The organism is Acinetobacter sp. SW-226, assembly GCF_055632855.1.
The window spans coordinates 62,426-76,936 of sequence record NZ_JBVNBD010000003.1; the positions used below are offsets into that span (position 1 = coordinate 62,426).

Annotated in this window: 13 protein-coding genes and 1 pseudogene; 7 read left to right on the top strand and 7 right to left on the bottom strand. The window is 43.5% G+C overall.

What is annotated here, in order from left to right:
• Nucleotides 1-507: 507 nt before the first annotated feature.
• Nucleotides 508-1,794: a GAF domain-containing protein gene (locus tag ACZ8ZH_RS19515; RefSeq protein WP_000257537.1), complete on the bottom strand. Its 1,287-nt coding sequence runs from the start codon at nucleotides 1,792-1,794 to the stop codon at nucleotides 508-510.
• A gap of 868 nt (nucleotides 1,795-2,662) precedes the next feature.
• Between ACZ8ZH_RS19515 and ACZ8ZH_RS19520 the strand changes: the two genes are divergently transcribed.
• The 4 genes from ACZ8ZH_RS19520 to ACZ8ZH_RS19535 all read left to right on the top strand — a co-directional run bounded on the left by ACZ8ZH_RS19520 (nucleotide 2,663) and on the right by ACZ8ZH_RS19535 (nucleotide 4,980).
• Nucleotides 2,663-2,824 carry a peptide-methionine (S)-S-oxide reductase gene (locus ACZ8ZH_RS19520; RefSeq protein WP_223290059.1) on the top strand — a complete coding sequence of 54 codons (162 nt, stop codon included), beginning with the start codon at nucleotides 2,663-2,665 and terminating at the stop codon, nucleotides 2,822-2,824.
• 58 nt (nucleotides 2,825-2,882) lie between these two features.
• The gene (locus tag ACZ8ZH_RS19525) at nucleotides 2,883-3,437 is read left to right on the top strand and encodes a carboxymuconolactone decarboxylase family protein (RefSeq protein WP_000088799.1); all 555 of its coding nucleotides are present in this window, start codon (nucleotides 2,883-2,885) and stop codon (nucleotides 3,435-3,437) included.
• A 137-nt stretch (nucleotides 3,438-3,574) separates the two neighbouring features.
• Entirely contained in the window at nucleotides 3,575-4,090 is a 516-nt protein-coding gene (locus tag ACZ8ZH_RS19530) for a YkgB family protein (RefSeq protein ID WP_004911234.1), read from the top strand.
• 239 nt (nucleotides 4,091-4,329) lie between these two features.
• Nucleotides 4,330-4,980: an IS5 family transposase gene (locus tag ACZ8ZH_RS19535; protein ID WP_198114842.1), complete on the top strand. Its 651-nt coding sequence runs from the start codon at nucleotides 4,330-4,332 to the stop codon at nucleotides 4,978-4,980.
• 523 nt (nucleotides 4,981-5,503) lie between these two features.
• On the opposite strand, the gene ACZ8ZH_RS19540 is transcribed toward ACZ8ZH_RS19535, so the two are convergent.
• Nucleotides 5,504-6,244: a hypothetical protein gene (locus ACZ8ZH_RS19540; RefSeq protein WP_198114664.1), complete on the bottom strand. Its 741-nt coding sequence runs from the start codon at nucleotides 6,242-6,244 to the stop codon at nucleotides 5,504-5,506.
• Between the two features lie 2 nt (nucleotides 6,245-6,246).
• A complete protein-coding gene (locus tag ACZ8ZH_RS19545; protein ID WP_470247953.1) occupies nucleotides 6,247-7,182 on the bottom strand; it encodes an AraC family transcriptional regulator in 936 nt (311 codons plus the stop codon).
• A gap of 122 nt (nucleotides 7,183-7,304) precedes the next feature.
• Between ACZ8ZH_RS19545 and msrA the strand changes: the two genes are divergently transcribed.
• A complete protein-coding gene (gene msrA, locus ACZ8ZH_RS19550; RefSeq protein WP_000762837.1) occupies nucleotides 7,305-7,793 on the top strand; it encodes a peptide-methionine (S)-S-oxide reductase MsrA in 489 nt (162 codons plus the stop codon).
• A 39-nt stretch (nucleotides 7,794-7,832) separates the two neighbouring features.
• On the opposite strand, the gene ACZ8ZH_RS19555 is transcribed toward msrA, so the two are convergent.
• Nucleotides 7,833-8,923, bottom strand: a protein-coding gene (locus ACZ8ZH_RS19555; protein WP_470247662.1) for an IS4-like element ISAba1 family transposase whose coding sequence is annotated in 2 segments (ribosomal slippage) — nucleotides 7,833-8,383 and nucleotides 8,383-8,923 — 1,092 coding nt in all. Because the reading frame shifts where the segments join, the coding sequence is not laid out codon by codon here.
• 69 nt (nucleotides 8,924-8,992) lie between these two features.
• On the opposite strand from ACZ8ZH_RS19555, the pseudogene ACZ8ZH_RS19560 reads away from it, so the two are divergent.
• Together ACZ8ZH_RS19560 and gorA are read left to right on the top strand one after the other, a co-directional pair.
• A pseudogene (locus ACZ8ZH_RS19560) lies at nucleotides 8,993-9,661 on the top strand (IS3-like element ISAba22 family transposase); the annotation flags it as partial.
• 78 nt (nucleotides 9,662-9,739) lie between these two features.
• A complete protein-coding gene (gene gorA / locus ACZ8ZH_RS19565) occupies nucleotides 9,740-11,092 on the top strand; it encodes a glutathione-disulfide reductase (RefSeq protein WP_002122354.1) in 1,353 nt (450 codons plus the stop codon).
• A gap of 195 nt (nucleotides 11,093-11,287) precedes the next feature.
• On the opposite strand, the gene ACZ8ZH_RS19570 is transcribed toward gorA, so the two are convergent.
• The 3 genes from ACZ8ZH_RS19570 to traI all read right to left on the bottom strand — a co-directional run bounded on the left by ACZ8ZH_RS19570 (nucleotide 11,288) and on the right by traI (nucleotide 14,502).
• Nucleotides 11,288-12,220: an IS5-like element ISAba12 family transposase gene (locus ACZ8ZH_RS19570; protein ID WP_002114401.1), complete on the bottom strand. Its 933-nt coding sequence runs from the start codon at nucleotides 12,218-12,220 to the stop codon at nucleotides 11,288-11,290.
• Nucleotides 12,217-12,363, bottom strand: coding sequence for a transposase (locus ACZ8ZH_RS19575; RefSeq protein WP_470247966.1), 147 nt, complete (start codon nucleotides 12,361-12,363; stop codon nucleotides 12,217-12,219). Before ACZ8ZH_RS19575 ends, ACZ8ZH_RS19570 begins: the two co-directional genes overlap by 4 nt.
• A 63-nt stretch (nucleotides 12,364-12,426) precedes the next feature.
• Entirely contained in the window at nucleotides 12,427-14,502 is a 2,076-nt protein-coding gene (gene traI, locus ACZ8ZH_RS19580) for a TraI/MobA(P) family conjugative relaxase (RefSeq protein WP_034593990.1), read from the bottom strand.
• Nucleotides 14,503-14,511 lie beyond the last annotated feature (9 nt).

Consider the following 14,511-nt stretch of genomic DNA (forward strand, 5'->3'; position numbering starts at 1 on the left):
GCAATGGTATTGTTTTGTACAATATTCGCCTGCTTGATTTGAGTTTTAGCTGTATTTATAAACTTTTGGCTTTTCCGGTCGCAGGCTCTATAATTTGCTCGTTTAAATCCAACTCTTCGTCTAACGTCATCTATTTAGTGTGCATGCGGCCTCCGGAGCATTTTCCGTGGCTTATTTTACCGAAGCATCGGGATTGCTAAATAGAGCTGAACGCTGTAATGCGCTTTCGAACTGAGCTTTCCGTAACTTCGGCATTAGTTCATGTACCTTGCTTACTGGATGTTGGTTGACGCGCAGCAGCACGTCCGTCAGATAATCGTAAACGTTAATAGCAGTGTTGACCTTGCTTTGAATGACGCCAACATGCTTAGCACCAAGCTCCGTTCAGCAGAATCACAGCCAGTTTTTCAGTTATCCCAAGTGTCACTCTCAGATTAAAGGCCGCCATACCGGATGTAGTGCCAACAAGAAAACTAAAACACAACTTCGCTGATCATCGCTGAGTGTTTATAAATCGTCTCCCATCACCGGTATCGATAAGCAGATAAGCCTGGTTATGCCATTAGCAGTTCTTGAAGCATTCCTGCTTTCAATGTCGTCAACGTGATCACGATTTGAGTTGAGATAACGACTCTGTTGCTGAAGACTCTCAGTTAATTGCCACTCACCAGATTCAAGAACAGCACCCGCTAACTCGGCACATACTGTTGCAAAACCATAAAGCGCTTGATTATCGCGGGTAAAACGCAGCGGCATCGTCTGGCCTTTTACAAGAAGGGACCATTCCAAAACTCTGTACTTACCTTTTAATCGGTTACTGACAAAAATAGTTATACTTGTACCGCTGGCGCCAACAACTAAAAAGCTCGTGATAGCTAGTCCTATCAGAGACCATAACTCTGGTTTCCCACTTAGTAACAGTGGATTAGGCAAATGACTCCTCAAAACGAGATCAGCACCAAGGGTCAGCGCTGTTTTATACACTGCTTGTTCTAATAATGGAGTTGCATTGACCAGTGACGCAACAGCATCACAACTATAAGGTTCTAGAACTGCCGTAGCTCTCAACCATTCTGTTTCATGGGCAATCGCCAACAAATTTGACCAAATTCGAACCAGTGCCGCTATATGAATGGAGTTTTCATCAGTCAGGACGGTTTGATTAAGCTGCTTATCCAGTTCCTGATGCCAGTATTGGTATTGGCTTGTCAAAAGTACAAACAACTCAGATTGAAGCAACTTATTATTAGTTACCGGTCTTATCCTATTTGACATCTCATTGAATAGTTGTATAAATTTTTTGTCTGCTTGTTGCTCACGCTTTAGCAGATCTTGCTGTTGTTGAAGCATCTGTAAATCGTATTCAATGGCCTGCTTAAAAAGTGTGAGTAAGGAACAGTGTTGTGATGCCCGATCTGGGCTTGAAAAGTCCAACATACACAAAGTACCGAAAGTTTTTCCGCTAGGCCAAAGCAATGGCAGGCCATAGTAATAACTAAAGCCTGCTGCAAATGTTGGGTTATTGTTTTCATATCGGGTACCGATTGCATTTTCAACTAGTAATGGCTGGTTACTGGAAATGACTTGGGAACAATAAGTGTTAAGTGCCAATGGAACAGGTTCACCGCAATAAAAAGTTGGTACTGACACACTGCCAACAGCCTGACAAATTTCGTTTTTATCTAATCGATTAATCAGCACACAAGGCACTTCCGCGACTTGAGCCATCGAGTTTACAATGCCTTGCCAGCGCTCTAGGAGCAGAGCGGTTTCTATGCTCAAATCTACTGCCATTTGTTCCCTCAGTATTTAAATAGTCCCCTTTTGCATCATTCGATCTTGTTTATCTCAGAGTATCAAACAGGAAACAAAGTGATTGATGTCAATCAGGGAATTAGCAGCATTGATGCATTAAGCGGCGCACATACACTCTAAGTAAAGTGCTTAAGTCTGATTATGGCAAGAAATTGTTACTTTGTCAGGGATAGTCAACACTTTATTAGCGAGAGACTTGCTTGGCTGACATTTAAGACAAATCGCGAGATTCCAAATCTGCCACCAACAGTTGGAACTGAGTAACTCACTTGAGCTTTAAAAAGTAAAGCATTGAAATATTTATGGTATTTATACATCCTACCTAGCTCACAGCAGAGTTTAGCATCGTGCATTAATATGACCTTACACTAAAAATACGTACTAGTTGACGTCTATCAAACTCGTTTACGAGATAGTGTAGTGGTCGACAAATTTTGGCCACATCGTTATTGCCTAATAACCGATGCTCTCTTTAAATGCGAAATGAGTAGTGCACGCATTTTTAGCCTTTTGGCAAAACGTTGATGTCTCGAAATTTTCAAGCGCTGTGCCTTGTTTATTTTCAGAAACGTCTGCTTTCAGTGAGTTCCTGATGCTCGGGCGCTCTAAATTATGGGTATAGACAATCTGATTTGCCCTATATTTGCAGTTTTTCGTGAACCCTTAATTTCACAACTCTTTTAATCTGATATCCAAAGTCTGCATCCATACATAGCCCCTACGTAAACTGTCTAATAAGTCACATTATACGAACTATTGAGCATGTTATATCTATTTTACATGCTGTAAATTCAGTTCCATTAGTAAATAGATAAAAACCAAGGAGGCTTTATGAAAAATAAATAATGTGATCGTTGCCGGAGGGTGTTTTTGGAGTCTCGAAGACCTCCTTAGAAATCAGGACGGCGTGACGTCAACGAAGGTGTGTAGTGGCACTGAAATGGCGACTGCGCAAGACGTGAAGATGAGCTGTCTGATAGCAACGGATTATCAAGCAGAACCTTCTTAAATACAATTTATTCCACGCCAATACAGCGTGCTGTCTTTCAAATCACTAGGAGAAATTTATGTCACGTTTGAACACCCCTACCACAATCGACGCCGCGCCTACTGCTACCCATACCTCACTCAAGGCTGTGGAAAAACAACTGGGCCGCGTTCCTAACATGTTCCGCGTCGTTGCCAACAGCCCTGCTGCGCTGACTGGCTACCTGCAATTGAGCGCAGCATCAGCACAGGGCGGCTTGGGTACAGCGACTCTTGAGCGTATTGCCCTAGCCGTCGCTGAGATCAACGGCTGCGATTATTGCCTTGCTGCCCATTCCTTCCTAGGCCGTAAGGTGGCCAAGCTTGATGATGCTGAACTCACTGCCAACCGCAGCGGTGCATCAAATGACCCTAAGGCCGACGCAGCCGTGCGTTTTGCTGCCGCCGTAGTCCGCCAGCGCGGGCAAGTCAGCAATGACCAGGTCCAAGCGGTGCTGAACGCTGGCTACAGTGATGCACATGTAGTGGATATTCTGTTGGCTGTTGCCCTGAACACTTTCACTAACTACGTTAACGAAGTGACACAGACCGAGGTCGACTTCCCGGCCGTTCAACCACTAGGCATTGATGTCTAATCCATTGGTGCTCAACTACAGCAATTACCTAAGTTAGGTTCGACTCGAGTAAACATATAGTTTTTCTCAAGAGTCATATCATTTTAGTGGGCTACATAGAGTGAGTCCACATGGCTAAAAATAATTGGAGATATAAGATGACTATTCCCGAAATTGAAAATGGTGTCCAGACTACCAATACCCTTAGTAATAATCTCGGTGCAAAAATCACTAAGTTTGGTATAGGTGGCATCTACGTTGCCATGACGATAATATATTTGTGGTTTGGTGGCATGAAATTCACTAGCTACGAAGCAAACGGTATACATGGTTTTGTTAGTAATAGCCCTCTGCTTTCGTGGATGTATAGCTTCCTCAGCATTCAAGGATTCTCAAATTTTCTGGGTGTGCTTGAAATTTCAGTTGGCCTGTTAATCGCTGCACGAGTTTTCTCCCCTAAGCTCGCAATCTTGGGCGGTGTACTTTCAACCGGACTCTTTTTTACGACATTGTCGTTCATGCTGACTACACCCGGTGTTTTTGAGGCATCTCTTGGGTTTCCTGCGATCTCTGTGGTTCCTGGCCAGTTTTTGCTAAAAGATTTAGGCTTGTTTGTCGTGTCTATATTTATCGTAGGTACATCACTTACAGCACTGGAGCACAAAAACAAATAAGCCTCACCCGAAACAACTATAAGTTAGATGGCTCCTAAACACATTAGAGAGCCTTTATTTTTATCTTTTAAGTGCTTCAAGTACGTGCCTTACTAGAGGCTGTTGATCTTTGAGTGAAAAATGAACGGCATAGCAACAAGGTATAATGGTTTCGCCAAAAATCAAAAATACCACCGAGAACGGACGTTGCTATGCCAAGGACAATGCTAACAGATAACGCCTAGGAAGCCCTAAAGCAAATACTTAAAGAGACAGGGCGTGTTTACAATAAATATGAACACCGAAATACACTGGAAGGCATACTTTATCGTATGCGCACAGGCATTCAGTGGCGAGATTTGCCTGAAAGATTCGGTCGTTGGAACTCTGTATTTAAGCGCTTTAACCTTTGGTCAAAGAAAGGTGTGTTACAAAAATGGTTTCAAAGCATATCGTCCGATAATGATCCAGAATGGTTGTTTATTGATGGAAGTATTGTCAAAGCGCATCAAGACAGTAGCGGAGCCGCAAGCAGTTCAGATGAAGCGATAGGAAAAAGTCGGGGTGGGAGTTCTACAAAAATTCATCTCGCTGTAGATAGCGGTGGGCTTCCCGTTTATTTTGAAATATCGGGTGGTCAGATAAATGACATTGGTTATGTGAAAAAAACCGATGCAGAAACCCAGGTACTGTTTGAATTTATCGCGCATCGATATGAAAGCGGTAGCCTGATCATCACAGCCAATCACCCGTTTAGTGCATGGGATCAGATCTTCCCAGACAGCATGATGACGGTAGCGGCCATAGATCGGCTGATCCACCACGCGACAATTATAGAATTAGAAGGAGAAAGCTATCGAAAACAACATCAGTTAAAACAAGCTGGAAGTAGGAAAAATGAGAAAACCTAACCGGCCATCATAATTGACGCGAACCGGCCAAGATAGTTGACGCCGAACAATGATTGACGATCTAACGCTCCAGAACCAAATCAGGGATCTGGCTTTAGCGAGTCGGAGCGAACCGACCGATGGTTGGCGTACCGAAGAGCTTGACCCTAAGTTGTGGAACGGTTGGCGTAAAATGATTCAGGGGGACCGGCTAGAAATCGCTGAATACGATCTGACGGCTAAGGTTAGCCAAGGGGACTCTCCTAGTGACAAGCCCGGAGTGGTTGAAGGTCTAAAACAAAGAATAAGGGCTTACAACTTTAGTAAACAAAGGACGTCATCAATAGCAGTGATATAAAAAGTTATCTTTGCCGCCCCGATAAGGCTTTACGGGGCGACTAAGTCTCACCCAACCGACAATTCCGATAGTTTCAGAATAAGCTTTGAGTTTTCTAAGATTGGAATTACTACACCACAGCACGTACTCGAGATACTACAAATAGCTTTTTGGTAGGACCGATACCGAATAAATATCCATAATACATCAGGAGAAACTTTTTTTAATTTTCTGTAACCGGTCATAAATCAGTGGCGGATAATTTGCATGATATTCACCACACTCTGGGCAATGCTCTTGTTTTAGGTACGCTTGATTGTCGAGATCTTGATAAGGAAAAACGCTGAAGAGAAGTTCGTGCTGCATAAGCGTTTTATAAAAACTCTTATGATAAGGTGCAATCTCGCTGTCTTTGATTTTGTCGAAATATAGGTCAACGCTGTTCAAAATGCTCATAATTTCTTTAACCCCGTCGAACCTTAAAATGTCGTCATCTTTGTGAATATCAACATCTAAGCTCTCTAGATCCTCAATGAAACATTTAATCGCACGTCGAGAATACAGAAGGATCATTTGCGTCTTGCCATCAACGGTCTTTTCTTGATCGTAACTAAAACTTTTGATGTTTCTTTCGACGAACATATAAAGTTCGTGAAGTTGATCTAACTCGTGCCTTAGTTGCTCCTTCGTGTTTTCTTTTTCGATTTGCTGATGAAGGATTCTATTCGCATCAATCTGGGCTTTCAGCGCTAAAAACAGAACTACTGAACCTAGTATCTGTACGAATGGGTTCGAAATACCTCCAAAAGCATCTCCTATTTCGCCATAATCCTTCAAGTAGTGAAGAGGAAGAAGAGGTAAGAATAAAGGGAGAAGAAGACAGAATACACTGCCGACGACGATGACCCAGAAAGCTATTTTGGTAACAGGAGAGTTATAGATATTCATTTTTACACCTTTTCAGAATTTTCTTTTCTGTACGCGCTAGGAGTTTTGCCAATTTTTTTCTTAAACAACTTTTGAAAGTGTTCATGTGCCGGATACCCAATGGCTTCACTCACTTCGGGAACAGACTTACCGGATTCTTTAAGCAGCTGCTTTGCTTTTTCAAGCCGACAATAGGTTAAATAATCAAGAGGTGTCATGCCTGACAGCTCCTTAAATTTGACGCTGTAGTTCGTACGCGACATCCCCGCAATCCCGGCGAGATCGTCAAGACCCCATTTTTTATCGAGACTATGATGAATAGCTTCCAAGGTTTTGCTGAGTTGCGGATTTTCGATCAGTTTGAAGAATCCAGCATTTTTATTGGATTTGTACATGTGGATTCTTAACGCTTGCACGAAGATAATTTCGGTCAGCTTTCTGACTAACGTGTTGCTTCCAGGAAGCCCTGATTTTGCTTCCTGCTCTATAATACTTAAAAGCATGGCAAGCCAAGGCGAGTGGGAGTTATCAGCACTCTTGATATGCACGACATTTGGCAGCGAATTTAAGAATGGATGATCGGGTCCGCCATTAAAACAAAAATGTCCGCAAACGACGTTGGCTTTGAGCTTGCTCTGATCACCGTATTCCAAAACTTGAGCTTCGGTGAGGTTGGCTTTAGCTCTAAATTCGACCGCAGGCTCGGCCTTGATTTTTGGTGCACTGGCCATGGTGTGCTCCATCCCTTTGAAAAAGATCAAAATATCGCCCTGCTCCGCCAATGCTTTAAGTTTAAGTTTTGGCACCTCATACCAAAACTCGCCATGAGTCACGATGTGAAATCTCGCTAGATTCTCTTCCTGCGGGAGGCTGATGCCCCAGTCTCCCGCAAATGAGGTTCTATACCAGTAGCAGCTAGTAAGCTCTACCTTATCTAAAATTTCACTGAGAACATCCATATATAGCTCCTACGTAAACTGTCCAATAGGTCATGTTATACGAACTATTGAACATATTATATCTATTTTACATGCTGTAAAGTCAGTCTAATCAGTAAGTGGATGAAAACTAAGGAGGCTTTATGAAACTAGATTATGTGATCGTTGCCGGAGGGTGTTTTTGGGGTCTCGAAGACCTCCTTAGGAGTCTGGACGGTGTGACGTCAACGAAGGTGGGCTACTCTGGCGGAGATTTTGATGATCCTACCTACGCCGATATTATAACAGGGAAAACGGGGCACGCCGAAGCGGTTCGCGTGGAATACGACCAAGACGAAATATCTCTCGAAGAGATTCTACATTACTTTTTCAAAATCCATGATCCGACTACGAAGAATCGCCAAGGAAATGATGTTGGCACTTCGTATCGCTCGGCAGCGTTCTATCGTGACGATGCACAGAAAGCGATTATCGAAAACGTGATTGATGAGGTCAATGAGATCGGTCGCTTCGAGAATCCCGTGGTCACGACGGTAGCCTTGGAAAAAGAGTTTTATGACGCTGAGGAGTATCACCAAAACTATTTGAAGAAGAATCCCCACGGGTACACGTGCCATTTTGAGAGAGATTAAACCATGAATCAAACGAAAGAGCTCTGTACACGACAAATTTCACAGAACCCTTATCCTATCAGGCTTCTGCCTTCTTAAAATTGCCAAAATTTCCTTAAACTCTTCTTTTTTCCCAAAACCAATTAAACGCTGAATCGCCATTTGAACATAGTCTAAACCATAGCGAAATAAACTCATTGAGAGTCGTCCATGCTTCTTTATTTTTATCGCTTTTTTTTGATCATGTTGCCATTCACCCGTTAAGTAACACCAACAGAAGCTTATAGCTAACACCGCAATCAATTTTTTCACTCGTCTAGGGTCTGTCAAGCGCGTATTTTCAAGATTAAACCCGCGTCCTTTGAGACAACTGAATAAGGTTTCAATTTCCCAGCGTAATGCATAATCCTGAATAGCATTGGCATTAAACTGAGGAGAAACGACGAGTAAAAGCTCTCCATTTTCTAACTGTAGTGCACTTATATATAGTTTCACCCGACCAACCAAAATCCGTCGTTTACGACATTCAATTTGACCAACTTTAAGATGGCGAAATAAATCACTAATTTTATGATTCTTTCCTAAATGATTGGTGACAATGAAGTTTTTTTAACACGAATGCAGAAGTTGATGTCTTGTTCAATTAACCATGTAAACCACTGCTCACCGATAAACTCTCTGTCTGCGAACACATTCACAATACGGTCTTTACCAAAAATGGAGATAAAGCGTTGAATCAAAGCAATGCGCTCTTTCGTATCTGAATTTCCACGTTTATTAAGCAATGTCCAAAGGATAGGTATCGCTATTCCACGATAAACGATCGCGAGCATCAGGATATTAATATTTCGTTTTCCCCATTTCCAATTGGTTCTATCTAAAGTCAGTTGCACTTTGTCGAATGAAAATATATTGAAAATCAACCGAGAAATTTGACGATAATCGAAATACTGACCTGCAAAGAAGCGCTGCATACGTCGATAAAATGATTGTGGTAAGCACTTGATGGGCAAGGCTTTAGATGCAGAAGAAAGATTACATGTTTGCTTTAAAATAATCACAAGCATGATGAGCGCAAAGCACTTTAAATGTGACTTGTTCCATTTTAGATATTTGTTTAAGATAAGATATAACTCATTGAGATGTGTCATAGTATTCGTCGTTAGAAAACAATTATTGTGACATTATTTCAATGAGTTATCTATTTTTGTCGTGTACAGAGCAAATACTTACAAGCTCAGGGCATAAAAATGAGTATGTACGCTGTACGTCAGATAAAAGCGCTGAACCACCTGTATTGTAAGCGACACAAGCGTTTTAAAAGGACTACGAATAGTGACCATAATCGAGCGATCTATGAAAACCTGCTGGAGCAACAATTCTCAATGACTAGACCAAATCAAGCATGGTCAAGTGATATTACGTACATATGGACTGTTGAAGGATGGCTGTACTTAGCAGCGGTAAAAGACCTTTACACGAAGCAAGTGGTTGGCTATAGCTTAAATGAGCGCATGACAGCACAGCTTGTTTGTAATGCGCTAAATATGGCTATTCACAATCAAAAACCAACCAAAGAACTGATTGTGCATTCAGACAGAGGAAGTCAATATTGCAGCCATGAATATCGAAATATACTTGAGCAATATGGTTTTCAAGGTTCAATGAGCAAGCGCGGAGACTGTTACGATAATGCACCGATTGAAAGCTTTTGGGGAATACTGAAAAATGAGTTAGTGCATCATTACAACTATCAAACCAGAGAAGAAGCCAAAGCAGATATTATAAAATACATTGAATTATTTTATAATCATCGAAGAATTCAAAAGGGTTTGGGTTTTAAGACACCAAATCAAATGGCCGAAGACTTTTATAAGTTGGCTGCCTAGAATCTCCCAAGGGAAAGTCTCCTGATAATTCAGCGTATATCATTAACTTTTTAAATCTAAAAAACAGGAATTTCATTTATGTCTAAACACTATGATTATATTGCGATTGGCGGAGGCAGTGGCGGTATTGCATCAGTCAATCGTGCTGCCATGTATGGTAAGAAATGTGCACTGATAGAAATGGGTGATATTGGTGGAACCTGTGTCAACGTAGGATGTGTTCCTAAAAAAGTGATGTGGTATTCAGCTCAAATTGCCGATGCGATTCATAAATATGGTCCTGACTATGGCTTTAATACAGAATTGAAATCCTTTAACTGGAAGAAATTAGTTGAAAACAGACAAGCCTATATCAGCCGAATACATACATCGTATGACACAGGACTAGCTAAAAATAATGTTGATGTCATTCGAGGTTTTGCAAAATTTTTAGATGCTCAAACAATTGAAGTAAATGGTGAAACGTACACAGCTGACCATATTTTAATTGCTACGGGGACTCAAGCATTCAAACCTGAAATTGAAGGTGCTGAATATGGTATTGATTCCAATGGTTTCTTCGGATTAGAACACTTACCGAAGCGGACTGCTATTGTTGGTTCTGGCTATATTGCTGTGGAATTGGCAGGTGTTCTTAATGCATTGGGTTCGAATGTACAATTATTTATTCGTAAACATCAGCCTTTGCGTGGATTAGATCATTTCCTTGGTAAAACACTATTAGAGAATATGCGCAGTGAAAATATTAACGTGCATACTCATAGTCAGATTAACAAAGTGACTAAAGTTCAAGATAACTCACTTGTATTACACCTAGAAGATGGTACAGAACATAGTGTAGATTGCTTGATTTGGGCAATTGGTAGAAAACCTGCAACTGAAGCGATCAATCTTAATAAGACTCAAGTTCAATTGAACGAGAATCGCTTTATTCATGTTGATGCATATCAAAATACAACACAGTCTGGCATTTATGCAGTGGGTGATATTACAGGTAAAGTCGAGTTAACACCTGTTGCTGTGGCAGCGGGTCGAAGACTGTCTGAACGTTTATTTAACAATAAGCCAAATGAACATTTAGATTATGAAAATATTCCGACTGTGGTGTTTAGTCACCCACCTATTGGAACAGTTGGATTAACCGAAGATCAAGCCATAGAAAAATTTGGTAAAGATGCCATCAAAATTTATAGTTCTTCCTTTACATCCATGTATACAGCGATAACAGAACATCGACAACTCACAAAAATGAAATTAATTTGTGTAGGAACTGATGAGAAAGTGGTCGGAATTCATGGTATTGGATACGGTATGGATGAAATTCTGCAAGGCTTTGCTGTTGCTTTAAAAATGGGAGCAACTAAAAAAGACTTCGATAACACTTTAGCAATTCATCCGACTTCTGCTGAAGAATTCGTCACAATGCGTTAATCATTGATCATCTAAAAGAGCATTTATTTATATATTTGCTCTTATTTTTATATTCTATATCCAAATTATGAACTTTCAACAACTTAGAATTATTAGAGAACTCACTCAACATAATCTCAATTTATCACAAACAGCACATGCTCGGCTTTGTTGCACAAAGATTTGAAATGCAAAGCGCCCCTAATTGAGCCAAATTTAAGGCGTAACTTGGGTAAGTGGTCGACCTAATTCCGTAAATCTGTTAAGGACTGCTACACGTGCATGGATCTCATTCACTTGGCTATCAAAACTCCTTGCACTGAGTTTATCTCCTAATAATTTGATGCAATGCATCTTAGTTTCAACCAAACTTCGCCGATGATAGCCTGACCATTTTTTCCATAGTGTCCTGCCTAAACGTTTAATTGTTCGAAGTAATTCATTTCGCTCTAGCGAGCTACTCTTTGTATCTTTCCATGGTTTCGCATTTTTTCTAGGTGGAATCACCGCATGCGCTTGCCGATCTGCAATGACCTGACGGCATTGCTTGGTGTCATAAGCTCCATCGGTATAAACAGAGTTAATCCGCTCATCTTGTGGAATCTGATTAAGTAAATCACCAAGCACCTGTGAATCACTGACATTATTGGTTGTAAGCTGAACTGCTCGTATTTGCAGGGTTTTAGCATCTATACCAATATGAAGTTTACGCCATTGGCGACGATATTCAGGTCCATGTTTCTTGCGTTTCCATTCGCCCTCACCTAGAAACTTCATGCCTGTAGAGTCCATGAGTAGATGCAGCCCATCGCTACTTTTTTGGTAGCTGATTACAATATCAATATGCTTTTGTCTTCTACAAAGCGTGGTGTAATCTGGAGCTATCCAATTTAATCCGCAAAGTTTAATCAGACTTTGCACAAAGCCAGTGACCATACGTAAAGACAGACGGAATAAGGATTTAATCATTAAGCAGCATTGGATGGCTGCGTCGGAGTAGGTTTGATTTCGCCCTTGTTTGCCTTTTGATGGCGCATACCATTGCGTAGCAGGATCAAACCAAATGGCAATATTTCCGCGACTCATGAGTGCTCGGTTATATGCGGGCCAATTGGTTGTGCGGTAGATTTTGTGTGTAGGCTTCTTCATTTGAAAATTATATCGCTGAAAAACCCTTTACAGATAGATTTGTGCAACAAAGCCGTTTCCGAGACATTGCCTTGATTGGCTTCAATTAATTTGATGGCTTCAGCTTTAAATTCTGTGGTGTAAGTCTTGTGTTTCTTGCTCATGGTAAACTCCTGATGAGTGTGTTTAGTTTACCAAGTTAAAACCTCCTGTTTTTTCAGCACACATCATCCTGACCTAGAAACATCCCGTCGCAACCCGTTATCTGGTTTGGCTCCTTGGTGCTCCACGACACCAGGAACATCACGCGGCAATAGCACTTCACTTCCGTGGGTGAGCTGAACCACACCGAGTTTGGACAGCGCTCGCAAACGGTTCTGGCTTTCGGGCGGCGGCTTGCGTCCAACTCTTGCAACACCAGGCTTTGCGGTTCCTCCAGGGGAGCGAACGGTGACTCGTCCACTGGTTGCTGTTCCAGCTCGTCCAGAAAGCCCGGTTCCAATGGTTCGTCCCCGAACTCCAGCACCTCGCCCGGCTCCGGTGGTTCGTCCGCCCCTGGCGGCGTTGAGTCCATCGACGCCAGCGCCTGCGCCAGCAGCTCGTCCTCTGTCAGTTCTTCCGACATTGCTTCTCTCCTTCTCTATTGCTTGTTGCAGTGATTGACGACGCTGCTCTAGGGCTGGATCGTCGAACTTGATTGGCAGGCTTCTAATTGCCGCCGTTTGTGCAACCAGCTCCTTAAACTGATCGGAGCCGGTGATTGTGATTTTTTCCCCATAGCGCGCAGCGGCCATCCGCAAGGCAGTCTCAATGCCGTCAAAGTTGGCCCCTCTGGATAGTTGAAGTTTGCTGCCGTCATCCCGGATTGCGGATGCTCCCGCACGGTAGATAACGGTGCCTTCTTTCGTGATGTGGTCTTGCTCAATCGGAGCGGCCTTGGCTGGCTGCTTTTGCCCTTCAGCTGCAACCGCATCCCCCTGCAACCCCTTCACTCCTGGACGTGCGCGAAGCGCTTTCAGGGCGTCCTGGTCTCCATCCAGGGCCTTTGCTTGAAGCCAGTCAGCCCACTGCCGCGCCTTGCGTGACGTGTTGATATTTTCAATGGCTTTGATGTGCTCGGCGCGCAGGCTAGTTACTTGCTCCTGGAGCGATTTGCTTGTGCTTGCATAAAGCAGCTTCTTCGTCAGGCCAGGGGTGGCCATCAGCTTGATTGAAGAGCGCTTTAGCTTGGCCACATTCTTGGCATGCTCAATCGCCCTGTCGCGGCGATCACGGGCCGCTGCCAGCTCCTTGGCCTTCGTATGCCGTACTGCGTTCTGCTCGTCACGGAAGCGCGCATAAAGCTCTGTGGTATCTGACTTGTGCCCTACAGGATTTTTCTCATAGCGCTTGCCACTGTCGATCTGGATAGATTGCAGGGTGGACAAGCCGCGTAGCCGGTTTTTACTGGCGGGTGGCGGGCTACGCCCTACCCGCCCGACTCCCGGCTTACGCGGGTGTGGCTTGCCTTGTTTGAGTGAGGCCCGGGTTTGCTGACGTTGATTCTCGAACGCCCCAAGGCGTTCCTCTAGCTTGCTTTTGGACAGGTCACGGGCGACGGTGCTGGCCTTGACCATCGTGCCGGCCTGGTCGGTTATTACCAACCCATTGCCGCGCTCGCGTAGCTCCAAACCATTTTCGTGCAGCACCTGGTGCAACTCATTCCAACTCTTCGCGCCCTGGACTTGCTCCAAGCATTCGCGGCGCACCCAGCTAAGCAGGCTCTCGATGCCGGCGTGCTGCTCCATGTCGTTGGCCCGGCATTCGCTCACGCCTTTTTTACGGGCGTGGTTTACCTGCTGCAATCCGTGCTCAAGCTCCAAGCGGGCGCATATATCGCCCAGCGTCTTGAAGTCTCGATATGGCTCATGGAGCGTGTGGCGCTCAGGGTGAATCTTGTTGATCGCAATGTGGATGTGCAAACAGTCAGTGTCGTTATGCACAGCACTGACACGCTGATGATTTTGATAGCCGATTGCGCTGCACACGCGATCTTCAATGTCGCGCAGCACTTCGCTTGAAGGTTGCTCTCCCGGCGCGAGACTTATCAGCAAGTGATAGGTCTTATCGCCTTCGGCACGGGTGTTGATCTTCTGAGTGTGCAGAACCTCATGCACCGCCCATGAAAGTTCTTCGGTCTGGCAATTGGTGACACGAACCTGACCGACCCGCTCATTGATTCCCTGGCTGCTGGTGATGTATTTCACCAGCCCGGCGAAGCTGCTCTTCTTCGCCGAGTTCATTGGAATGCGCTTGGCGATCATCTGCCCGCG

Excerpts from the sequence above, each read along its gene's own strand:
- ACZ8ZH_RS19570 (WP_002114401.1), bottom strand. The coding sequence starts at position 12,220 with ATGAAGAAGCCTACACACAAAATCTACCGCACAACCAATTGGCCCGCA.
- ACZ8ZH_RS19575 (WP_470247966.1), bottom strand. The coding sequence starts at position 12,363 with ATGAGCAAGAAACACAAGACTTACACCACAGAATTTAAAGCTGAAGCC.
- ACZ8ZH_RS19530 (WP_004911234.1), top strand. The coding sequence starts at position 3,575 with ATGACTATTCCCGAAATTGAAAATGGTGTCCAGACTACCAATACCCTT.
- gorA (WP_002122354.1), top strand. The coding sequence starts at position 9,740 with ATGTCTAAACACTATGATTATATTGCGATTGGCGGAGGCAGTGGCGGT.
- traI (WP_034593990.1), bottom strand. The coding sequence starts at position 14,502 with ATGATCGCCAAGCGCATTCCAATGAACTCGGCGAAGAAGAGCAGCTTC.
- ACZ8ZH_RS19540 (WP_198114664.1), bottom strand. The coding sequence starts at position 6,244 with ATGAATATCTATAACTCTCCTGTTACCAAAATAGCTTTCTGGGTCATC.
- ACZ8ZH_RS19515 (WP_000257537.1), bottom strand. The coding sequence starts at position 1,794 with ATGGCAGTAGATTTGAGCATAGAAACCGCTCTGCTCCTAGAGCGCTGG.
- ACZ8ZH_RS19545 (WP_470247953.1), bottom strand. The coding sequence starts at position 7,182 with ATGGATGTTCTCAGTGAAATTTTAGATAAGGTAGAGCTTACTAGCTGC.
- msrA (WP_000762837.1), top strand. The coding sequence starts at position 7,305 with ATGAAACTAGATTATGTGATCGTTGCCGGAGGGTGTTTTTGGGGTCTC.
- ACZ8ZH_RS19525 (WP_000088799.1), top strand. The coding sequence starts at position 2,883 with ATGTCACGTTTGAACACCCCTACCACAATCGACGCCGCGCCTACTGCT.